This is a genomic window from Pseudomonas sp. HC1(2025), from assembly GCF_058742075.1.
On sequence record NZ_CP196017.1, the window covers coordinates 3,238,492 to 3,261,177 of the forward strand.

A 22,686-nucleotide genomic window follows, 5' to 3' on the forward strand; every position below is an offset into this window, starting at 1 on the left:
GTCATGGACGCCCCCCCGCCCCGCCCTGCCAGAGTCCATCCATGAACCGCCCACCGTTCCCCCGCGCCAACCCCGAGACCGACGCCGGCACGCAACTGCGGCTGTTGCGCCGCCAGGCGAAGTTGAGCCAATTGCAGCTGGCGCTGATCAGCGGTATTTCCCAGCGCCACCTGAGTTGCATCGAAACCGGCCGCGCCAAGGCCAGCCCTGGCACCTTGCATAACCTGCTCAGCGCCCTCGAGGTGCCCCTGGAGAAGTGCAACAGCCTGTTCCTCGCAGCCGGCTACGCCCCGCGCTACGAAGCCACGCCGCTCGCCTCGCCGGCAATGGATGCCATTCGGGGTGCCATCAGCCATGTGCTGAAGGCCAACAACCCGGCGCCGGCCATCGTGCTCGGGAGCCACTGGCAAGTGCTCGCCGCCAACGCCAGCACCCAGGTGCTGTTCGACCTGGTGGGTTTGGCGCCAGACGCGGCACAAGGCCTGAACCTGCTGACCACCCTGCTGCAACCGGGTGGCCTGGGCGACTACCTGCTCAATGCGGATGAAATCCGCAACCTTGCCTGGCAACGGGCTGCCCGTGAAGCATTGGGCAACCCGACCCTGGCCACGCTGCTGGAAAGCCTGCCGGTGCCGCAAGGCTCGACCCCCCTGGCCAATGAACTGCCGCCACTGGTGCTGACCCGCGTCAATTCGCGCCATGGCGAGCTGGACTTCATGTCCACCTTCACCACCTTCGGCATGCCCCAGGACATCACCGTCACCTCATTGCGCATCGAGCACCTGATCCCGGCCAATCCCCACACTTGGCAGGTGATGACCGCGGCCTACGAACACTCCCTGAGCCGCTAGGCGCCGCTGATCAGAACTTGGTCACCACCCCCATGCGCAACGTACGCCCCGGTGCCGGCATGAAGCTCTGGGCCAGCGGGTCCAGGTAGTAACGATTGGTCAGGTTATCCAGCGACACGTTGAACTGGGTGTGGTCTTGCCATTTGTAGTCGAGGAACAGGTCCACCAGCGCCACTTCGCGGTAGACCAGTTGCGGCGTGGTGGCGCCGGTCTGCCAGGATTTGTCGGCGGTGACGGTCGGGCCCGAGGTGTAGGTCAGGCGCCCGCCCACGGTCAGGGCCTGGTCAAAGAAGCGCAGGCCCGTGGTCAGGTTGCCGGCGACCCGCGGCGGGTTCTGGGTATTGGTGTACGAGCCCATGAAGCTGCCTGGGGTGCAGTTGGGGGTGTTGTCAAGCTTCTGCCAGCGAGTGGAACTGGCCCGCAGGCGCGCGGCGAAGGCCGAGTCGCAGGTTTCGGTCTTGAGGTAATAGGTCGACGACAGGTCGGCAAAGACCCAGCCGGCATCGTATTTCGATTGCAGTTCCAGGCCGCTGGTCTTGAAGCTGTCGGTATTGCTGAAGTTCATCAGGCCCATCAGGCCGGGGCTTGGGTCGTAGTAACGGGTCACGTAGTTCTTGATGGTGTTGTTGAAGTACGCCAGCTTGATCGCCGCCGTGTCGTTGTCCGCCAGCAGGCCTTTTTGCAGGGTGCTTGCGCCGATTTCCCAGTTGCTCGAACGCTCCGGTTTCAGGCCCTTGCCAGGCATGGTCTGCAAGGTGCCCTGGCTGGTTTCGAACAACGAGGGCATGCGCAGGCCCTGGGTGTACGAGGCGTAGATGAAGGTATCGGGCGCGATCTCGTAGTTGATGCCGATGGCCGGCGAAAAGGCGCCCTTGCTGTCGCGCTGCTTGCCCGAATAGGTGTAGCCGGTGACCACTTCGCCCACCTGCGACGGATAGACCCGTGTGCCAACGCCCCCGTAGTCGTTGTAGCGCGGGCCATCGAACGGGTTGTTGGTATCGCTGAACACAATCCCGTTGTTCAGGCGCGGGTCGGTGGCATCGGTGTATTGGCCGTTGGCGTCGGGGAACCACAGCATATTGCCGTAGCTGCCCGGCTTGATCACGTTCACGTAGCGCAACTCCCGTTCCTCGCGCTGGGCGGTGGCGTGCGGCACATGATCCTTGGTGCGGTAGTAGGTGTAGCGCCCGCCACCCCACACCGTCAGCTCGTCAACCGGCTTGTACTCCAGCTTGCCGTTGAGGCTGAACTCCTTGCGCGAACCATCACGCAGGCTGCGGTTGGCGTTGATATCGTTCTGTGTGGTGACCACGCTCTTTTGCGGCTGCAGCTCCTCGAGCTGGAACGAGCCGCCCAGGTCCAGTTTGAAATCGCCATAGTGCGTGTCAAAACGCGAGGTATTGGCCAGCTCGCCACCGATGCGCCGGTCGTGCTGGCGCGTCCAGTTGCGGTCCGAACGATAGGCCTGGGATTTGGGCGCCAGCACCGAGGTCAACTGGCTGGTCTTGGCATCGGTCATCCACAGGCCGGTCGTCAGGTCCACCAGCATATTGCCCGTGGGCAGGTAGTGATAGCGGGCGGTGTAGGTGTCGATCTTGGTGCTGCCGCGCGGGTACTGGTAGATACCGCCGGTGCCGAAACGGAAGATGTCCGAGGGCATGATCTCGCCTATGCGTCCATCGTAACGACTGTAGCCGAAGTCGAAAGTGTGGTCGTCGGCCGGGCGCAGGGTGGTCTTGAGCAGGATCGACTCGGTCTCTGCCGAGGAGTTGAGCACCTCTTCGCCGGCGTTGTAGGTGGTGGCCACCGTCATGTTTTCGCGGCCATAGCGGTCAAAGGTGCGGTAGCGGTCCTGGCCATGCTTGCCGGAGAAATAGTTGCCCTGGTTGCGATGGGCGTAGGCGGCCACCACATCGAACAGATCGTGGGTATAGGCAAACGCCGCGCTGCCCGATTCCGAGTCGGAACCGAACAGGCCGCCACGGTTCTGGTGCGGCTCGGAGTACAGGTTCTCGGTGGTCGAATGGCCGTTGCGCGAGGCCGGCTCGACGCCGTTGTTCCACAGATCGCCCTTCAGGCGCAGGCCCACGTTCTTGCCGTCACGCAGGATGTCATCGACCCCCAGGGTGCGGATCGCCACCGTGCCGCCGATGGCGCTGGACGTCAGGCTGGGGCCTTTGTCGATGGCGACATCGCTGATCAGGTCGGGGTCGATGTAGCTGCGCTGTTGCGTGCCCGCATAGCCGCGATAGACATCCAGCGCCTGTTGCGAACCGTCGACCGTGACCGCCACCCGGCTTTGCCCCTGGATCCCGCGGATATTCACATCCAGGCCACCGCCATTGCGGCTGTCACCCACCTGCACCCCCGGTTGGCCCTTGAGCAGGTCGCCGACGGAGATCACGCCAAAGCGGCGCACTTCTTCGTTGGAGATATACACCGACGAACGTGGGGCGGTGTACACCGCTTTTTTCTCGAGGTCATCGCCAGTGACTTTCTGCGACGGCAGCACCAACGCACTGGTCGCTGGATGCAGTTCGAAGCTGCCATCGGCCTGGCGCTGAAAACTCAAGCCGGTGCCGGCCAGCAACTGCGCCAGGCCGGCCTCGGTGCTGAAATCTCCGTGCAGGCCGTTGCTGCGTTTGCCCGCCGTCAGCGTCGAACTGCCCGCCATGCTGATACCCGCCTGCACGCCGAAACGCGAGAGTGCCTGGTCCAGCGGGCCGGCTTCGATGCTGTAGGGTTGGCGCTCGGCCTGGGCGAAAACTGCCGTGCTGTACAGCGGTTGCAGGCTGAGTAACAGCAGACCCAATGTGCGGGTGCGCAAGACACTTGCGGGAGAAATCATGCAGGGCTCCTAGAGGTGAAGGCCCACCTGTTTCGGTGGGTTATCCCTCTAGGCCAAGCGAGTTGTGAAAAACTGCGCAGAGAACGTAAATAAATGTTCAGGCCGGCACCACAGTCACCCAATAGCGGGTACGCCGCTCGATACGCACCGGCAGTGCATGGGCCACCAACGCCAGCGCGGCATCGGTGTCGTCGAGCTGGAAGCTGCCAGTCACGCGCAACCCCGCGACCTGCTCGCTGCATCGCAAGACGCCCGGCCGGTAACGGGACAACTCGGCCAGCAGCACATCCAGGCGCATGCGCTCGGCAGGCAGAATCCCGCGCAGCCAGGCCTGGGCCAGAAATCCATCGGTTTGCCGTGGCGTACCCACACCCTGGCGATCGACCTGGGTCTGCCAGCCTGCCGCTACTGATACCGGTGCCGGGTGGCGCGGCGAACTCACCTCCACCAGCCCGCGCAATACGGTAATCCACGTGCCCTGCTGATCATGGCGCACCAGCAGATTGGCATCGTGGCTGCGCAGCAGCGCATCCGCTGTGAGCAGTTGCAGTGGGCGCGACTCAACGCGCGCATCCAGCGCCACCTCGCCCTCGATCAACTGCACGCGGCGCAGCTGCGCGCTAAAGTCCAGGCTGACAGCGCTGGCAGTGTTCAACCACAGAGAACTGCCATCGGCCAGGGTCCAGCGGCGGCGCTCGCCGGTAGCCGTGCGGTAGGTGGCAAAGGCTGCGCGCAGCAGGGTCGATTCCGCGCCCTGCCAGGACAAACCACCGAGCAAGCCCAACCCCAGCAAGCACTTGAGCACCTGCCGGCGCCGCGCCGGATCAGCCCCGGCTGCCTCCAGCGCGCGTCGTGCGGTGACATCCGCCAACAGGCTGGCCCCCGGCTGAAGCATCAGCGGCAAGCTGGCGACGCGTTGCCAAGCGTATTCGTGCTCGGCACTTGCCTGGCGCCAATGCTGCAACGCCTGTTGCTCGTCCGGGCTCATCATCCCGGACTGCAACCGGACGATCCAGTCGATGGCCGTCTCGCGGACTTTCGGTGCAACCGGCTTGCCATTCATTCGAAACGGCTCGCGTAGCACACACTGAAAGCCTTGCCCATCGCCCGCTGCACCTGGGCCACGCTCAAGTTCAACTGCGTGGCGATCTGCGGGTACGTCAGGCCGTCGAGCTGGGACAAAAAGAAGATCTTGCGCACCTGCATCGACAGCCCCACCAGCAGCGAGTCCAGCTGTAGCAAGGTCTCGATCATCAAGTAACGGGTTTCGGGCGACGGCTCCTCACCTTCCGGACGGGCGGCGAGCGCCTCCAGGTAAGCCCGCTCAATCGCCTGGCGCCGCCAGCGGTTAATCAGCAAGCCATTGGCGATCGCGGCCAGAAATGCCATGGGCTGGCGCAGCTCCCGCACGTCCTGCTGCGTGCGCAACACCCGGATGAACGTGTCGTGCGCCAGGTCCTCGGCATCGGCACTGTGCCCCAGGCGACGCCGCAACCAGCCGCGCAGCCAGAGATGGTGACGGGTGTAGAGTTGTTCGACGGGCGAGACGAGACTGTCGTCGTACATGTCAGGTCCAATGAGCAGTTAATGATAATACTTCTCATTTTAATATCCTGACCTGACGCTTGTACAGTCTCGACTGCTAACACTGTTATCTGTGGGAGCCATTCCTGAACCACCGCCATCGCGGGCAAGCCCGCTCCCACAGGGGGGGCTCGGCTGGGCACAACATTTGCGCTAAATCGCAAATCAAATGTAGGAGCGGGCTTGCCCGCGATGGCGGTGGGTCAGGTTAGAAATACTTGACTGACACACCGCTATCGCGGGCAAGCCCGCTCCCACAGGGGGATCTCGGCTGGGCACAACATTTGCGCTACATCGCAAATCAAATGTAGGAACGGGCTTGCCCGCGATGGTGGTGGGTCAGGTTAGAAATACTTGACTGACACACCGCTATCGCGGGCAAGCCCGCTCCCACAGGGGGCTCTCGGCTGGGCACAACATTTGCGCTACATCGCAAATCAAATGTAGGAGCGGGCTTGCTCGCGATGGCGGTGGGTCAGGTTAGAAATACTTGACTGACACACCGCTATCGCGGGCAAGCCCGCTCCCACAAGGGGATCTCGGCTGGGCACAACATTTGCGCTACATCGCAAATCAAATGTAGGAGCGGGCTTGCCCGCGATGGCGGTGGGTCAGGTTAGAAATATTTGACTGACACACCGCTATCGCGGGCAAGCCCGCTCCCACAAGGGGATCTCGGCTGGGCACAACATTTGCGCTACATCGCAGATCAAATGTAGGAGCGGGCTTGCCCGCGATGGTGGTGGATCAGGTTAGAAATACTTGACTGACACACCGCTATCGCGGGCAAGCCCGCTCCCACAAGGGTTTTGCGTTGCCGGGGGAATTAGTTGAACTCGGCGTGGACCTCGGACCACAAGCTGACCTTCTGCCCACGGCTCTTGAAGAATTCGATCTCGCGCTTGATCCCGGAACTCAGGTCCCAGCCCGGCAGGTCAAGGATGATCAGTTCTTCCATCATGTCCATGAACAGCGCATCCACCGGCGCCCACAGCTTGCCGATGGTGGCGCTGTCCTTGCCTTCGAACGCGAGGTTGATCGGGTGCGACATGGACACCTGGCTGAACACCCCATGACCCGACTCGATGATGATGGCCGCCACCTTGTTGCACTGGATAAAACGCTCGTGGGTCACTGACGCATCGGCATGGCTGTAGGGGCAGGCCAGAAAAATCTTTCTCATTGTTACCTCAAGGCAATGCAAGGGCACGCGCCCTTGCCGTGGATTAAAGAGTCAGGGTCACACCGCCTGCGCAGCCGGCACGCCGGCCTCATCGGCCTCTTCGCGCTCGCGTTCCTGCGCTTCGTAACGCTGGGCGGCGGGCACCGAGATCTTGATCGCGATCGCCACTGCGAGCAGGCCGCCAAACAACTTGGCCAGCAGGATCGGCATGATCAGCGTCGGCTGGAAGTTCGCGGTAAAGGCCAGGTGGTCGCCAATGGTGGCCTGCGCACAGACACCCAGGGCCACACACAAGACCTTGTCCCGGGCATTCATCTTCTTGAACAGGTGGTAGACCGCGATGATGTTGGCAAACACCATGACAAACGCCGCTGCGCCATCGGCTGACAACCCGATGTGCTTGCCCAGCACTTCCATGGGTTTCTTGCAGTAGCGGTTGAACAGGTAGCAGATCGGGAACGTACCGGCGAGCATGATGCCGATGTAGCCGGCAATCTCGATGGCACGGAACAGCTCCTTCTCGTCGGCGAACATCGGGTCGAAGCCCCACACACCGAAGTTCTTCATGAAGAACCCGGTGAAGTGCTCGACGATGGCCAGCGCCAGGACGATCTTGATAAAGGCATCCATCAACTTACCGAACACCAGGAACCCGGCCACCATCCACGCCGCCCGGTAGCGCAGGCCGGCGGCCAGCAGGAAGCAGAACACAAACAATGGCGCGAGCAAGCGCACGCAGTCGACAAACCCCAGGCTCAGGTAATGCAGGGCCGGCGAGGTGGTGGAAACGATATCCCGCACCGGCAGGTTGAAGGCGGTGATCATCATCAACGACGCAAGCACCGCAAACGGGATGCTGATCAAACCGGCCATGGCCCCCAGCGCCAGGTACTTGTGGTCCTTGCGTTCGAGCATCATCAGGCCGACCGGGATCAGGTAGACGATGGTCGCGCCGGAGGTATAGCCAACGATCATGGCGGTGATCCACATGTCGCGGTTCGCTGCCAGGGCATCGGCCAACTGGTAGCCGCCCATGTCCACGGCGATGATCGACAGCGCCGCAATCGACACGTCGGAACCCATCGCGCCGAAGTACGGCCCCAGTGCGACCTCGATGAATTTGGACAGGTACGGGATCGCCACCATGATGCCCGCCTGCGCCAGGAACACCGGGCCAATGGAGTGGATGCCGTTGACAAACTCCTTGCCCAGGCCGCTGTCCGGCTTGATCACAGATGCAAACGCGCCAACCACCGCGCCGATCATGATCAGGTAAATAACGTAATTGCCGAATTCCGCCATTGCTTTCGCTCCATCTGTACTGAATCAATTGTTGTTGTAGGAGTACGCCCCAGTTCGGTCGCTCCATTGGCCAAACGCGTTTTACAGCCCCATTTGTGGCGCTTTCACACCCTATTACTAACCACTTCCCATGCCAATCGTGTGTTTTTTGTGGTTTTGCGGGTTAAACACACTGGAATCGGTCAACTCTATTGCGTAATCTCTGATCACACCTTTCAAGGCAGCGGACTCTACGGCCGTGAACGGCAAACGCCAATACCAAGTTCACACCACCTCCACTGGCGCCCACGCGCCCCGCCGCTTACTGGCGGGGCATCATTTGAGTGCCTCGGTAACAGCACTGCGCCGCCGTGGCGCATTCACGTAGCATCAAGAGGATGGTTGCCCATGCGCCCCAATGAAAGACGCCAACATATCCTTGAACTGCTACGCCAGCGTGAACGCATCTCGGTCGACGAGTTGGCGCGCACCCTCGGCACTTCGCAAGAGACCATTCGCCGCGACCTCACGGCCCTGGCCGAAGATGGCCAGGTCACCAAGTTCCATGGCGGCGCCTCGCTGCCGCCCAGCGGCGAGCACGAGAACGCCTTCCAGACCCGGATGAATGAATTCTCCCAGGAGAAACGTGCAGTGGCGCGCTTCGCCGCCGGGCTCTATGCGCCGGGCGACAGCCTGCTGATCGATACCGGTACCACCACCCTGTTCTTTGCCCGTGAACTGGCAAGGCTCAACCGCATCACCGTGATCACCAACTCCTTGTTGATCGCCGCCGCCATTGGCGCCAGCGGTAATCGCGTGTTCATGATCGGCGGCGAATACCGCCCCGAATCGGAACAGAACATCGGCGCCCTAGCCATGGAGCAGATCGCCCGGTTCAACGCTGAGCATGCGGTGGTCACCATTGGCGCCTTGAACACCGACGGCGCCTTTGACTTTTCCATCGAGGAAGCGGAGATCACCCGCGCCATGATCGCCCGCACGCGCTACCTCACGGTGATTGCCGACTCCTCGAAAATGGGCAAGCGTGCGCTGTTCCAGGTATTCCCCCTGGAGCGCATCGACCGCCTGATCATCGACCGCAAACCCTTGGGCGAACTGGCCAAGGCCCTGGCCGAAGCCCAGGTTGAAGTCCTGGAAGCCCCTGCCCTGACCCGGCCGGAGTGGTAAACGCTCAGCGCCAGTCGCGGCAGCGCGTCACCGCATCGCTGAACGTGGCCCGCCACTGCTGGGCCTGGGCGGCACTGACTTTGGGGTGATAGCTGGTGCTGGTATTGCGCGGCGGCTTGAGCGCCACGCCGAGGCCTTTGGCTGCCAGCGCTGCGCAGCCGAATGCGGTCAGCTCATCGAAGCGCTGGGTGACGATGCAGCGCTGCAAGGCATCGGCGAGAAACTGCGCAAAATAGGGGCTGCGCGCCAGGCCGCCATCGATGGACAGGTGATCGGTGACGCTGAGAAACCCGTCCATTGCGCTGATCACTTCCACACTGCGCAATGCCACGCCCTCAAGCACCGCCTGGCACATATCCTGGCGCGTGGTGCTGCCATTCATGCCGACCCACAGGGCTGCCGCGCTGCGGTCCCAGTGCGGGCAAGCGAGGCCGGACAACGCCGGCACAAACGCCAGTTGGCGGCCAATGGCCGGTGCTTCGTCGAATGCCGCCAGCTCCGAAAAATCGCTGAACAAGCCAAGCCGCCCGGCCCATTCCACGGCTGCGCTGGCATCGTAGACACCACCGTCCATGGCGTAAGTGGGCTTGCCGTCGATCTGCCAGGCGATGGTCGCCAGCAGGCCTTTTTCCGGGGCGCGGATGATCTGCTCGCCGGTCACGGTCAGGGCAAACGCCCCGGTCCCATAGGTGATCTTGGCGTCGCCCTCATTGCGGCAACCATGGCCGTAGAGCGAGGCTTGCTGGTCGACAATCGAGGCGGTGACCGGCGTGGCGCCGATCTCGCCAAAGTGCCCGACGGTGTCGCGGATCTGCGGCAGGGTTTCCATGGGCACGCCAAACAGCTCGCAGAGCTGGCTGTCCCACTGCCCGGTCGCCAGGTTCATCAGCGAGGTGCGCGAAGCGGTGGTGACGTCCGTGGCGAAGACCCCGGTCAGGCGGTCGAGAAAGTACGCATCGGTGGTGCCCAGGCGCAGCCGCCCGGCGCGCAATGCGCTCTGCGCGGCTGGCAGGTTGCGCACGATCCAGGCCAGCTTGCTCGCCGAGAAATACGGGTCCAGGGGCAAACCCGCACGCTCCAGGGTCAGGGCCTCGCCGCCGTCGCCGCGCAACTGGGCGATTTCGGCCCAGGTGCGATTGTCTTGCCAGACGATCACCGGGGATAACGGCTCGCCGGTCTGGGCGTCCCACGCCAGGCAACTCTCGCCCTGGTTGGCAAGGCCGATGGCGTCCACCTGGCCGGTGGCCTCCAGGCAACGCTGCAGGTTACTGAGCAGCTCCAGTGGATCGTGCTCCACCCAACCAGGATGGGGATGGTGTTGCTGATGGCGCAACGAGAGCTGGATATCAGCTGACCCATTGTCACTCACCACCAACACGCGGGTGCTGGTGGTGCCTTGATCGAGCGCGGCAATCCGCATGTTTAAGACTCCTCGGCAGGTCTTGTTATTGGCCGACAAAGTCGACTTCGAGTTGCTGTACGCCCTGGGGCAGCTTGAGGCTGGCGATGGGTATCAATATCCGCCGCTCGGGCAGCGAACTGCCGGCGCGGGCCCAGATTTCCTGGCCATCGGCCCGTACCACCAGGCGCCCTTTCACCCCACGGTTGACCCGCAGTTGCAGGTGCTGCATACCGGCCACTGTGGACGGGCTCAGGCGTTGCGGCACGCAGAGCTTCAAGGCGCCCTTGCAGGCGATCTCGATGCTCGGCGCAGCAGGCGGCAGTTGCCCCTGCAGATCGCGGGCGATCATCGTAGCGATCTTATGGCCTTCGCGAAACGACCAACCTGCCGTCTCGACGGGGCGCAGCAGATTCCCCGCGGCAAAGTAGGCCGGATCGGAACAGCGCCCGTATTGATCGACATGCGGGCCGCCGCTTTTCGGGTCCAGCCGCAGCTCGCTCAGGCGCACCAGGCTCGACTCGGGAGTGAACTGGCCGGTAAGCAGCACGCCGTCACAATCGAAGGTCTGGGTCTGCCCATCGGCCAGGCGCACCGTTGCGCCCTCTACCCGCCCGGTGCCGTGGATTGCCAGAAGTTGTGCACCGAAATGCATCGGCACCCCGCACAACCGCGGAAACAGCGACAGCGGCCAGCGCGCCGTGGCCCGCAGGTTGGCCTCGATCATCGCCACCGGTTGGATTCCGGCACGCCGGCAACTCATGACCGCCGACAGGCTGACCAGCTCGGTGCCGACGATCAGCGGACGCTCAAAGGGCTTGAGATGCTCCAGGTACAGGTAGGACTGGAACGCGCCGGTATTGATCACCCCCAGCGGGCGATCGCCGCCCAGCAGGCGCGCCGAGCGTGGTGTTTCCCGGGCCCCGGTGGCAATCAGCACGCGTCGCGCCTGGATCACCCTGGCGCCCTCCGGGCTCACCAGTTCCAGCCGCCCGCCCAGGCCCATCTGCGTCACCGAGTGCTTGACGCGAATCTGCACCCCGGCCTTCAACGCCTGCGCGACGTTTTTGCGCGCATAGCCAGGCCCTGTATAGACGCGGCCGTATTCGCGCAAACCAAAGGGCGGGTGCCCACAATGACGTGGGATACCACCCGCCTCGGGCTCACGCTCAAACACCACCACCGTGCCAACGCCCAGCTTGCGCAGGGTCATCGCCGCCGACAGCCCCGACGGCCCGCCACCGATAATCGCGACATCAATGTTTTCGACTTCAATGGGCTTCATGACAAACACCTGTGGCAAGGGGAATGGCCAGGTGGCCAGCGCTCAGCTCGGCCACCCGCGCCCCACAATAAAAGCCCTGGCAGCGCCCCATGCAGGCCCGCGTGCGGCGTTTCAGGCCGCCCAGGTCACCGGGCGGCAGCGCGCTGGCCAAGGCATTCTGGATTTCCCGCTGGGTCACCATTTCACAGTGGCAGACGATTTCGCCGTAGCCCGGCCGGTGGTAATCGCGGGGCAAATGTTCGGCGAGATTGGGCAGCACCGGCCATTGCAGGATTGAGGCGGGGACTGGCGTGTGCTCGCGCTGATACAGGCTGAACACGTGCCGGGCAATGCCCAGCGCCGCCGTCAGGCCGGTGGAGCGGATGCCGCCGACGCTGATCCAGTTCTTACCTTCGACCCGCTGCACCCGATACTCTTTCTTTTCCGTGGCCGGGCGCAGCGCGGCATAGGTGGCGGTGACCGGCATGCCGTCGAGCGCAGGAATCCGCTCGACGGCCGCGTCCACCAACTGGCGCAGCACGTCGCTGTCCAGGCCTGCGTGCAGGCGGTCTTCCTGTTCTTCGGCGGTAGGCCCCACCAACAAATTGCCGTAGACGGTGCGGGTCAGGACGATGCCCTTGGTGCGCTCGTTGGGCACCGGCAGGATGATGTTGCCCAGGTAGCGCGTGGCCGCCTTGTCGAACACCACGAACTGGCCTTTGCGCGGGTGGATGGAGAAGCTCGACGCGCCCAGCAACTGCTGCTCCAGTACATCGCCGAACAAGCCGGCGCAGTTGATGATCGTGCGTCCCCGGATAAACCCGTTGGTGGTCTCCAGGGCCCACAGTTCGCCATCGAAATAACCGCCGTTGACCTCGGTATTGAAGCGCACCTGTGCCCCATGCGTCATGGCCTGGAGCAGATACCCAAGCGGCGCCGACCACGGATCGATAAGAAATTCACCAGGCACCTGGACCGCCCCTAGGGCGCTTTGGGCCAGGTGCGGTTCAAGGCTGCGCACCCGCTCGCGGCCGATCAGGCTGACATCGGCAATCCCATTGGCGTGTGCCTGTTCGACGATGCCGTGCAGCTTGTCCAGGTCATCCTCGTTCCAGGCCACCACCAGCGCGCCGGTCTTGAGCAGCGGCAGCGACATGTTCTGGTGGATGTCCAGGTATTCCTGGTAGCCGTCCTGCATGCATTGCAGCTCCAGGCTGCCGGTTGGCGCATCGAAGCCGGTGTGCAGGATCGCGCTGTTGCCTTTGCTCGCACCAGAGAGGATGTCCGGGCTTTTTTCCAGCAACAGCACCCGCGCGCCCTCCAGGGTAAAGCGCCGGACCATCGCGCATCCCACAACGCCACCGCCGACAACGATGACGTCGTAGATGCCGCTCTGGTTCGGGAAGGGTTTCGTCATTATCAAGCCTATGGGTGAAGTAAGCGCAGAGGTTGCCGTGACTGGGTGCAGGGCATATGCCACTGACCGAAACGGGGTTGGAATGACCGATTGGCCATCACGGTTCCCTCACTGCCCAAGGACTGCGCGCCAAGGCATGCAGCCGCCGCCATGCCAGCGCCTAATGTTTATGGGTACCCGGGCTTTAAACACAACGTGGAAAAGGCTGACCGGTTCGGTGCACACAGAGCTGATTCTGTCAAAAAGACGTTACTGTCGATTCGCTCAATACGCGAAAAACGCTACATAAATACACAACCACTTGGAGCGAAGTTACTTTTCAACACTTTTTAGGCATGACCCCGACCGCTATTCCACGGCCATATCGCGCTCAGAGCGCGATACTCAGTCAAAAAAACCAACAAATATTGACCGATATACAAAATTGACCACATTAAATTCGCCGACCGACGACGTAAGGCCGTCTTTTCTCGAGTCCTTCTATAAAAGACGTTGAACGGGCCGGTTCTGAGACCGAGGCCCCCTCGCCCATTGCAGCCGCCAGTCAGAAACAACTAGAATAAGATTAATTCCCACTTACGAATTTTTCGCATGAAACCAGCCCAGCCCGCCGAAGCCGCGACGCTTGAAGCCCTGTACCGCGGCTACCACGGCTGGTTGCTGAGCTGGCTGCGCCGGCGCGTGAATTGCTCCCAGCACGCGGCAGACGTGGCACATGACACGTTCATCCGCCTGCTGTCGGCCAGCCCCTACGTGGCGCCCCGCGAGCCCCAGGCCTATCTCGCCACGGTGGCCCGCCGCCTGTTGATGGACAGCAATCGCCGGCGCCGCCTGGAGCGGGCCTATCAGGAAGAACTGGAACGCTGCGCCCAGTACCTTGAGCAAGCGTCCTCGCCCGAGCAGATCCTGCAGGCGGTACAGGTGCTCGAAGCGATTGACCGGGCCCTGGCGCGGATGAAGCCACGGATCCGCGAGACCTTTATCCTGCGCCACCTCGATGGCCTGGATCAGGCCCAGATCGCCGAGCGCCTCGGGGTTTCGGTGCGCACCGTGCAACAGGACCTGGTGGAAGCCCTGCTGGCCTGCGACGCGTGCGCCCAGGCATGACCCCGGCCATCCTGCGCCAGGCTGCCGAGTGGCTGGTGCGCCTCGACCATCAGCCCGACGCCGCCAGCCAACAGGCTTTCCACGCCTGGCTGGCCGCCGACCCGCAACATCCATTGGCGGTTGCGCGCTTGCAAGGCCACCTGTCGCCACTCAAGCAGGCGCCGGCCCGGGCCGCGTTGCGCCGGGCGCGCCAACAGCCGAAGGCGATCAAGGGCCTGGCCCTCACCCTGTTAATCGGCCTTTTTGCCCTGCCGGCCTATCAGTACAGCCAGCGCGGCTACCTGTTCGCCGACCTCAGCAGCGCCAGCGGCCAATGGCAGCAACAACGCCTGGCCGATGGCAGTGCCCTGCAACTGGATGGTGGTTCGGCGGTGGACCTGCACTTCGACGCCCACCAACGGCGCATACGCCTGCTGCGCGGTGAGTTGCTGGTGGACGTGGCCAAGGATGCCCAGCGCCCGTTCTATGTCGACACCCCGCAAGGCAGCATTCGCGCCCTGGGCACGCGTTTTATCGTCGAGCGCAGCGGCGATGCGACGGTGGTCAGGATGCTCGAATCGTCCACTCGCATCGACAGCGGCACCCAACAATTGACCCTCAACCCCGGCCAGCAGGTGCGCCTGGAGGCAAGCGGCCCAGGGCCGGTGGAAAAATTCGATGCCCGCGCCCACGAGGCCGCCTGGAACACCCACCAGTTGCTGGCCAACGACGAGCCCCTGGCGGATGTGCTGGAGCGCCTGGGACGGCATCGCAGCGGCCTGTTGCTGTTCGATCGCCAGGCCCTGCAAGGCTTGCGGGTCACGGTCATGCTGCCGGTCGACGACCCGGCGCGGGCCTTGCGCCTGCTCCAGCGCACGCTGCCGATCGAAGTCAGCAACTACACACCGTGGGTCACCCGTGTGTCCTTGAAAAACAGCGCGAATAATTCTCAATAAAGTCTGCGTGTTTTCGGTTTTGCCGCGTCCTTTCCTTGGCCAACATCCAAAGGAGCACCGATTACATGTCTTCCAACCCATCCTCCCGTGGCAGCCTGCTGCTGGCCAGCCGCCTGCTGTTTGGCTGCCTGCCGCTGGCATTACCGGCCATTGCCTACGCGCAGCAACAGGTCCAGGCCTTCGATATCGCCCCAGGCCCCCTCGGCGAAGTGCTCAGCCGCTATGCCCAGGCCGCAGGCACGCCGATAGCCTTCCAGTCGCAACAAGTGGCCGGCCTGAGCAGTGCAGGCGTGCGCGGCAGTTACAACGTAGTGGATGGCTTTGCCAAGGTGTTGGAAGGCACCGGCTTTGCGGCGCAAGCCAGCGCCGATGGCTACCAGTTGCAGGCCTTGACCGAGGCCAGCGGCACCCTGGCACTGGCTGCCACCCAGGTCACCTCCAACCAGTTGGGCACCGTCACCGAGGGCACCGGCTCCTACACTCCGGGCACCATTGCCACCGCCACACGCCTGGTCTTGACGCCCAGGGAGACCCCGCAGTCGATCACCGTGATCACCCGCCAACACATGGACGACTTCGGCCTCAACGCCATTGACGATGTGATGCGCCACACCCCCGGCATCACCGTGTCGACCTACGACAGCGAGCGCACCAACTACTTCGCCCGTGGGTTTTCCATCGAAAACTTCCAGTACGACGGCATCCCCACCCTGCGCAACTCGGCCTACTCGTCCGGCCAGACCCTGACCGACATGGCGATCTACGACCGAGTGGAGATCCTGAAAGGTGCCACCGGCCTGCTGACCGGTGCAGGCGCGCCGGGGGCGACCTTGAACCTGATCCGTAAAAAGCCCACCCGTGACTTCAAGGCCAGCATCGAACTGGGTGCCGGCAGCTGGGACAACTACCGCTCCCAGGTCGATGTCAGCGGGCCGCTGACCGACAGCGGCAATATCCGCGGGCGCGCCGTGGCGGCCTATCAGGACAAGCATTCGTTCATGGAGCGCTACCAGCGCAAGACCAGCGTCTACTTCGGCTCACTGGAAGCGGATCTTGACGACGACACCTTGCTGACCGTGGGTTTTGACTATCAGGACAACGACCCCATGGGCTCCGGCTGGTCCGGCAGCCGCCCGCTGTTCAACACCAAGGGCGATCGCATCGACGTCAAGCGCTCCTACAACAACGGCGCCAAGTGGAGCCGCTGGGAGCAATACAACCGGGGCGCCTTCGCCACCCTGGAGCGCAGCTTCGCCAATGGCTGGGTAGCCAAGGCGCAAGTGACCCACCAACTCAGCGGCTACCACGCGCCCCTGGGCTCGATACAGAGCGCGCCAAATCCCGACACCGGCCTGTCCACGGTCTACGCCAATAAATTCACCGGCCAGACCCGTGCCAATGCCGCCGATGTGTACCTCAGCGGCCCCTTCAGCCTGCTGGGGCGCGAGCATGAACTGGTAGTGGGTGGTTCGGCCTCCAACTCCCACTGGAAAGGCAAGGACTACGGCAGCCCCAAACACGCCAACGGCAATGTGGTGGACTTCTGGAACTTCGATGGCAACTTTGCCGAACCCGACTGGGGCGCCCCCACCTACGTCAACGACCTGACCACCCGCCAAAGCGCTGGCTACATGACCTCGCGCTTCAATCTGGCCGACCCGCTGAACCTGTTCCTCGGCGCCCGCGTCGCCAACTACAAGCTGCGCGGCACCGACGACTCCACCGAAACCGGGCGCCTGGTGCCCTACGCCGGCGTGACTTACGACCTGAACGAAAACTTCACCGCCTACGCCAGCTACACCGACATCTTCATGCCGGAAAGCTACAACCGCGACCGCAACAACAAGCTGCTGGAACCCTCCGAAGGCAAGAACTACGAAGGCGGCATCAAGGGTGAATTCTTCGGCGGCCGGCTCAACACCAGCCTGGCCTACTTTGAAGTGCACCAGAGCAACCGCGCAGAAGCCGACGCCGAATACAACGCCGCGCCGACCAACCCGTCATTGGGCTATGCCACCAAGGGCATCGAAGCCAAGACCAAGGGCTTGGAGGCCGAAATGTCCGGTGAACTGCTGCCCGGCTGGCAGGCCCAGGCTGGCTACACCCACAAGATCATCCGTGACCAAAGTGGGCAGAAGGTCTCGACCTGGGAGCCCGAGGACCAACTCAGCTTCTACACCACCTACAAACTCAAGGGCCCACTGGACCGCTTGACCGTGGGCGGCGGCGCGCGCTGGCAGAACCGAAGCTGGCAGGAACTGTACAACCGCTACAAGGCCAAGAACGAGGAGTTTGCCCAGCAAGCCTACTGGCTGGTGGATGTGATGGCGCGTTACCAGGTCACCGAAAACCTGTCGGCGACGCTGAACCTGAACAACGCATTCGACAAGAAGTACTACACCAATATCGGCTTCTACAACACCGCCTATTACGGCGATCCGCGCAACGTGATGCTGACGACCCGCTGGGATTTCTGATCAGAACATAATTGAAACATAAGGAAAGTCATCGGCTGCCAAAACAAGGGAATCAACCTGGGGCAAACCGCTACACAAGGCTAACGCCCGGTAGCGGTTGACACCCAGGCCCATTCCCGAACTTTGAGGCAGCAATCCATATGAGCAGTATTTCCCAGCCCAGCCCTGCGCAGCGCCCCCCACGCCAGCTACTCAATCTGCCTGTCACGCCGTTGCCCTCGCGGCACAAGCGTGAAACTCCCACCCCATCTGAATCAGCAGAACATCCTCGCACCGTGGGTGACCGCGCATTGGCGACGGCGTATAGCTCGGCATTACTGGAGGTCGCCAATCGCCAAAAGAATGTGACGATCAACACGATTGCTCCCGACTCCACATTCGGCCAGTGGTGGGCACAACTGCAAAATGCCTTCAAGTCGCCCGACGTCCGTCAGTGGCTTGAAGAAAAAGGCATCAACACCCGCTCGATCACCCTCCACCCGGAGTCAGGAACGCTCTCTTTCAAGCGCCAGCACTACCTTGACCCCGAACAGAAGCGCCACACAGTCGGGCTCGACGACGCACGCTGGGCAGCCATCAGTGGGCCCATCCTGCAGGCCGGCAAAGTCATTGCGGCGGGCCACACTGACACGACGTTCTCGCCCCCCGCAAGCGATATCCATGACCCGGTTCCCTATTGGCTGGTCGGGCACTTTTACAATGAGCGGCTGGACCTGACGGGCCCGTCGATGCGCCTGCGTGCTGAACAAATCGATCAACAGCAAGGCTTTACCAAGCTCGATCCCACCACCAGCGCCGATTTGATCAAGGCGCGCAGCGACAGCGCTCTGTACGTGCAAAAAGCGCACTTGGGGGACATTGTCAGCCGCCATCAAGCCATCGCCGAGCTTCGTCACCTGGCGTCTGGCGTCGAATCCGGCAGCGAATATGTGGGGCAAATCCAGAATGCGCTGACCAAAACGATGATCGACCTGCCGGCCGACAGCACTTACCAACCCAGCACCAGCGGCCAACCCAATAGGGTCAGCCTACTGCAATTTATCCAAGACCATGGCTGGGATATCCCGACAGATCACGCACAACTGGTCAACCTTGCCAGCGCCCTCGCCACGCCACCCCCCAAGGCTGCGAGCAATGGCAACCTGGGTGGCGCGCTGGCCTGGCCCGTATCGCTTGACCAGGACAGCCAGGAACAATTGCAGTCGGATATACGCGCAGGCCAGTTCGGCGATCTGACCCTGCGGCCCTTTCACCGTGTGCTGGATTATCTGCTGCAAGGCAGGCAAGTCTCGCCTCAAGAGCAGAGTAATCCACGCCTGTTGATTGATACCTTGATCAATTCTGCCCGAGGCCAGGCACTGGGCAGTGCCATCCAAGCCACCTTCGCGGCTCGCGCCGTCAAAGGCAGTGCCGCTGATTGGCTGCTGGCGGCCTTGAACGTGGAGAGCACCAGCGCACCCACCGGCCAAGTCCCCGGCGAGATCGCGGGCTACCGGCTGGTTTCGCCCGGCAACGTCGGTAAGTCGGCGACCACGGTCTGCGAGGAATTGGCCGCGCACCTGCTGGCCCAGGGGCGTGCAGCCTCGCCCGCGCAAGCCACGCTTCAAGCCCATCTGCTACTGGCCAGCCGGGCGCCGGCGTTCCTGGTCAAGGACATTCCGGAGCAGGTAGTGGTGGGAACCCACAGTTGGGTCAGCCTGGCCACGGCAACCGCGCGCATTGAAGCAAAAGCCCCCGGGGCAACGGCGACGATGAGCTATGCGCAGATCATGCTCGACGCGGGTACAGCGCCCATCACGGAAGAAGAACGGCAGGTGGAATACAGGGCCCAGAGCGAGGCGATCAAAGACTGGGGGGCAGCCAGCGGCATGGGTTACCCCGTGACGCCCGCCGCAATAACTGCCGTGCGCGAGGCATTCAGCGCGCAAGTGCGCGAACTCAAGGAGGCCTCCGAAACCCAACTGCCGCCCATGCCCACCACCAAAGCCATTGCCCTGGAACAGCTCAAGCATGCGCTGCCGGAGATGGACCCGGCACTCTTCGACAAAAAATGCATTACCTCGCAGCCCGCCAGCAGGTTTTTCCCCGGCCCCTACTCGATCCTGGACCTGTATATCGATGGTCGCGGGCTCAACGGGGCACCCGACTCGGCGGACAACTGGGGAGAGACCGGCCGTGCCTTTGTAAGGGACCAGACGTATGGCACCATCAACATTGAGCCTGATGGCAAACCTGCGGCGTGGGTTTGCTCATCGACTGCGATCAACCTCAACGAGGTCATGCCCAAGCTCAAAAACCTGGCGCGCCCCTTGGAAGTGTTCAAAAGGACATTTGCCGACTACGCCAACGACGTCAAAAAAACCACGGCTACCCAGATCAAGCTACTGATTTCCAAACTGCCGCTCACCGACAGGCAGAACCTGGAGTTCGGAAAAATAACCATCAGCAAGGAGATGCGCTACACACGGGACGATCAGCCCATTCAGGTTGAACCGGGTGTTGTCCTGGTCAAGACCGAACGCAACGGTAGCGTCATGACCTATGCCATTGACCGCTTGAAGGGCACGGTGACCCGGCGGCCAGACCAGAGTTACAAGGAGTACGCTCCCCAGAGCAGTTTCATGCATTCCTCTGGCGGTAAAAGATTCGATGCAATAACACCCTCGGGTCAGTACGCAGCGGGCATAACCCAGGAAACCCCAGGTGTAGAAGACGCCCCCAATAGCTTCAGCAGTGCCAGGACCCGCTACATTGCTGATGCCTTGATCAAGGACATGGAACTGCCTGCTGTAGAACGCTATGCCAAGGGCGCCACCACCTTTGATACGGAAGTACCGACCTATAAGATCCTTGAAGAGATTGCGCTCAATCTCATTCCCTTCAGGTCGGCCATCAAGAACTTTATCGAGGGCAACATCGGCAGCGGCATTGTCGATCTGGCGTTTGATATCTTCGGTTTTGCAATCGGCCTGGGGCCGGCAGCCAAAGGTGCAAAAGCCCTTGCCACCGGGGCATCGGCCCTGTCGAAACTGGGGCGTACCGGGCAGATCATTGGGCGCGCGGCGGTTGGTGCGCTCAATCCAGTAGGGGGTATCGATGACTTGGCGCGCTCTGTCGTAAGCCTGGGGCGTACCGCCCACAAGGGCGTCAAATCCTTGCGCGGCAGCTACCGCAGTGTGAACCTGCTGGAACTGGCAAAAAAACCTGACATTGCCGAAGGCACCTACAAAGCAGCCAGCGGCGCACTTGAAAACAAGGCCCTGGCCAAGTTCGATGAGGCGAGCCAAAAGTGGTATGCCTTTGACCCTCGCACGCAACAGGCGTACGGCAAATCACTGGACCATTTCGTCGTTGATACACCCAGGTTAAACGACCCCAACAGCTTGCCGGCCATCGGCGCCGAGGTGGCAAAGACCGCCAGCCAGCAGCACGGTCTGGCAGCAACCGGTACGTTCCGGGTTGGGCAAGAGACAGTCGAGGGGAACGTCGTACTGTTCCAGGGCAACTGGCATCAATACGACGTGCTCAAGAAAAGAGCCTTTGGCCCCCCACTGAATGATTTCAAACCCAGCCGGGTGGCCGCCAATGGTGAGGTGAAATCGCTCAATACCGACCTATTGGGTTACGAAATCAAACATATCGCGGCGGATGAGCTCAGGACTAAAGGGCTGCAAGGCAATGTCTACACGGGCCAGAGCCATAAGGAATACGTCAGGGTCGATGGTGCGTTTTATGAGTCGCGTTTGAAAGAGGGACAGCGGGTCATCGTCCACCCCGGCGGCGCGGGCGCGGATATCCCCGTGCAGGATCTGGGCATGGCTGGGTGGGCCCCCACATCCAGGGCCAACCAGTTGCTGGGAGGGGCCGGCAGCGCGCCAACACCCTGGAAACTTGGCGACAGTACGTATGTAGTGCCAATGGACGATATCAAGGCAACGGGCAACCCAGCGTCGCCCTATGCCATCAACTACATGGGCGAAGACCAGAGTGTCAGCTTCAATAGCTCCATCGGTACATGGAAAGCCACCCGCCTATTGAGCGGCGCCGAACGGCCAAACCATCTCTACTACTGGAGAACCGGCAAAGGCAAATGGCAGCGGGGAACCATCGATGAGCTTAAAAAAGCCAAGCGGATCGACGCACACAACTACCATTTTGTTGAGGCCCCCGCGCCGATCACGATAAATGTCCCCAAAGATGTGCAGCCTTTACCCAGAGAACTGCATTATTTCTGGGCTGGCCAGGACATCCCCGCCAACCTGGTCGACAACATGGCCAACAATGCGAGCAAAGCATGGGGGTATAAATCTGTGCTGCATGTGGATGCCGATAACCCAGCGGTTTTTCAACAGATAAAAAGCAAACTGCAAAGCAAGGCCCCTAGCCTGACGGTGATGAACCTCAATGAAGACGAGGTTTTCAAACAGCTGAAAAACGGCGAACTGTATAACTACTTTCGCCAAGGCCAGGGGAAAAACCTGGCCGCCGCGTCGGATGTTGCACGCTATCCCATCATGAATAAATACGGTGGCATTTATCTCGATACCGATGATGTCATTCAAGCTGACATCGGCAATACGCTACTAAAAGCGGGCGCCAATGACGTCCTCCTGAATAAACCTGTGGCTCATAGCCTCACTGACTACCACCCGTTCTACAACACCAGTAACTTTGCAACGCAGCCTGGCAACCCTGTCATTACCGATATGATCGCCGAAATGAACCAGCGGTTTTCCGCCAACAAGCCCTACTTCGCAGCCAATCGCCCCACCGTTACCCGAGGGTCAAATGGGCAGGTGCAATACACCCCTGAGTTCAACGCCTATGAGCGCAAAATCTTTCAGACGGTGGGCCCCAATTTGTTTAACGACGTACTTAAATCGAAAAGACCGGACATGTATGACCTGGGTTTCGATGGCATTGCCAAAGAATCAAAAGTTGTCGATAACAAAGTCGTCTCATCCGGGCCGGTGGTCAACATTGAAGCGCGCCTGCGCCAGTTTTACACGAGCAAGGGCATTGTCCCTTCCGAGCTGTTGGGCCTGCGGATCAAGCAAATGAAGGAGCACTACTACCCGCTGTTCCATCAGTTCAAGGTCAAAGTAGGCGCCGAACACTCCTGGATCGACGGCTGAGACCGCGTGCGGCGGGT

At 61.8% G+C, this 22,686-nt stretch carries 14 protein-coding genes; 6 read left to right on the top strand and 8 right to left on the bottom strand.

Annotated features, from left to right (window positions below; genetic code table 11):
* The first annotated feature begins 41 nt into the window (after positions 1-41).
* On the top strand, positions 42-851 hold the full coding sequence (locus ACSSVH_RS14530) for a helix-turn-helix domain-containing protein (protein WP_492633370.1): 810 nt from the start codon (positions 42-44) through the stop codon (positions 849-851).
* A 10-nt stretch (positions 852-861) separates the two neighbouring features.
* Here the strand turns inward: ACSSVH_RS14530 and ACSSVH_RS14535 are convergent, their stop codons facing one another.
* From ACSSVH_RS14535 to eutH, 5 genes are all read right to left on the bottom strand, one after another.
* Complete coding sequence (locus tag ACSSVH_RS14535) at positions 862-3,699, bottom strand: TonB-dependent receptor (protein WP_492633371.1); 2,838 nt, start codon at positions 3,697-3,699, stop codon at positions 862-864.
* Positions 3,700-3,796: 97 nt separating this feature from the next.
* A complete protein-coding gene (locus ACSSVH_RS14540) occupies positions 3,797-4,762 on the bottom strand; it encodes a DUF4880 domain-containing protein (RefSeq protein WP_169952983.1) in 966 nt (321 codons plus the stop codon).
* A complete protein-coding gene (locus ACSSVH_RS14545; RefSeq protein WP_169952982.1) occupies positions 4,759-5,265 on the bottom strand; it encodes a sigma-70 family RNA polymerase sigma factor in 507 nt (168 codons plus the stop codon). Before ACSSVH_RS14545 ends, ACSSVH_RS14540 begins: the two co-directional genes overlap by 4 nt.
* A gap of 844 nt (positions 5,266-6,109) precedes the next feature.
* Entirely contained in the window at positions 6,110-6,466 is a 357-nt protein-coding gene (locus tag ACSSVH_RS14550; RefSeq protein ID WP_172311637.1) for a DUF1937 family protein, read from the bottom strand.
* Positions 6,467-6,523: 57 nt separating this feature from the next.
* Complete coding sequence (gene eutH / locus ACSSVH_RS14555) at positions 6,524-7,768, bottom strand: ethanolamine utilization protein EutH (RefSeq protein ID WP_169952978.1); 1,245 nt, start codon at positions 7,766-7,768, stop codon at positions 6,524-6,526.
* A 387-nt stretch (positions 7,769-8,155) separates the two neighbouring features.
* Here eutH and ACSSVH_RS14560 point away from each other — a divergent pair, with 387 nt between their 5' ends.
* Entirely contained in the window at positions 8,156-8,935 is a 780-nt protein-coding gene (locus ACSSVH_RS14560; RefSeq protein WP_169952976.1) for a DeoR/GlpR family DNA-binding transcription regulator, read from the top strand.
* Positions 8,936-8,939: 4 nt separating this feature from the next.
* Here ACSSVH_RS14560 and ACSSVH_RS14565 read toward each other — a convergent pair whose 3' ends face one another.
* Genes ACSSVH_RS14565 through ACSSVH_RS14575 form a run of 3 tightly spaced genes read right to left on the bottom strand, consistent with a single transcriptional unit; the run spans position 8,940 to position 13,015 of the window.
* The gene (locus tag ACSSVH_RS14565; protein WP_169952974.1) at positions 8,940-10,355 is read right to left on the bottom strand and encodes an FGGY family carbohydrate kinase; all 1,416 of its coding nucleotides are present in this window, start codon (positions 10,353-10,355) and stop codon (positions 8,940-8,942) included.
* A 25-nt stretch (positions 10,356-10,380) separates the two neighbouring features.
* Complete coding sequence (locus tag ACSSVH_RS14570; RefSeq protein WP_169952971.1) at positions 10,381-11,619, bottom strand: NAD(P)/FAD-dependent oxidoreductase; 1,239 nt, start codon at positions 11,617-11,619, stop codon at positions 10,381-10,383.
* Positions 11,606-13,015: an NAD(P)/FAD-dependent oxidoreductase gene (locus ACSSVH_RS14575; RefSeq protein WP_170057185.1), complete on the bottom strand. Its 1,410-nt coding sequence runs from the start codon at positions 13,013-13,015 to the stop codon at positions 11,606-11,608. Before ACSSVH_RS14575 ends, ACSSVH_RS14570 begins: the two co-directional genes overlap by 14 nt.
* A gap of 591 nt (positions 13,016-13,606) precedes the next feature.
* On the opposite strand from ACSSVH_RS14575, the gene ACSSVH_RS14580 reads away from it, so the two are divergent.
* From ACSSVH_RS14580 to ACSSVH_RS14595, 4 genes are all read left to right on the top strand, one after another.
* Positions 13,607-14,122 carry a sigma-70 family RNA polymerase sigma factor gene (locus ACSSVH_RS14580; protein WP_492633372.1) on the top strand — a complete coding sequence of 172 codons (516 nt, stop codon included), beginning with the start codon at positions 13,607-13,609 and terminating at the stop codon, positions 14,120-14,122.
* Positions 14,119-15,057, top strand: coding sequence for a FecR family protein (locus ACSSVH_RS14585; protein WP_172311643.1), 939 nt, complete (start codon positions 14,119-14,121; stop codon positions 15,055-15,057). Before ACSSVH_RS14580 ends, ACSSVH_RS14585 begins: the two co-directional genes overlap by 4 nt.
* Before the next feature lie 65 nt (positions 15,058-15,122).
* The gene (locus ACSSVH_RS14590; protein ID WP_169952963.1) at positions 15,123-17,534 is read left to right on the top strand and encodes a TonB-dependent siderophore receptor; all 2,412 of its coding nucleotides are present in this window, start codon (positions 15,123-15,125) and stop codon (positions 17,532-17,534) included.
* A 140-nt stretch (positions 17,535-17,674) separates the two neighbouring features.
* Positions 17,675-22,669, top strand: coding sequence for a glycosyltransferase (locus ACSSVH_RS14595; RefSeq protein WP_492633373.1), 4,995 nt, complete (start codon positions 17,675-17,677; stop codon positions 22,667-22,669).
* Positions 22,670-22,686 lie beyond the last annotated feature (17 nt).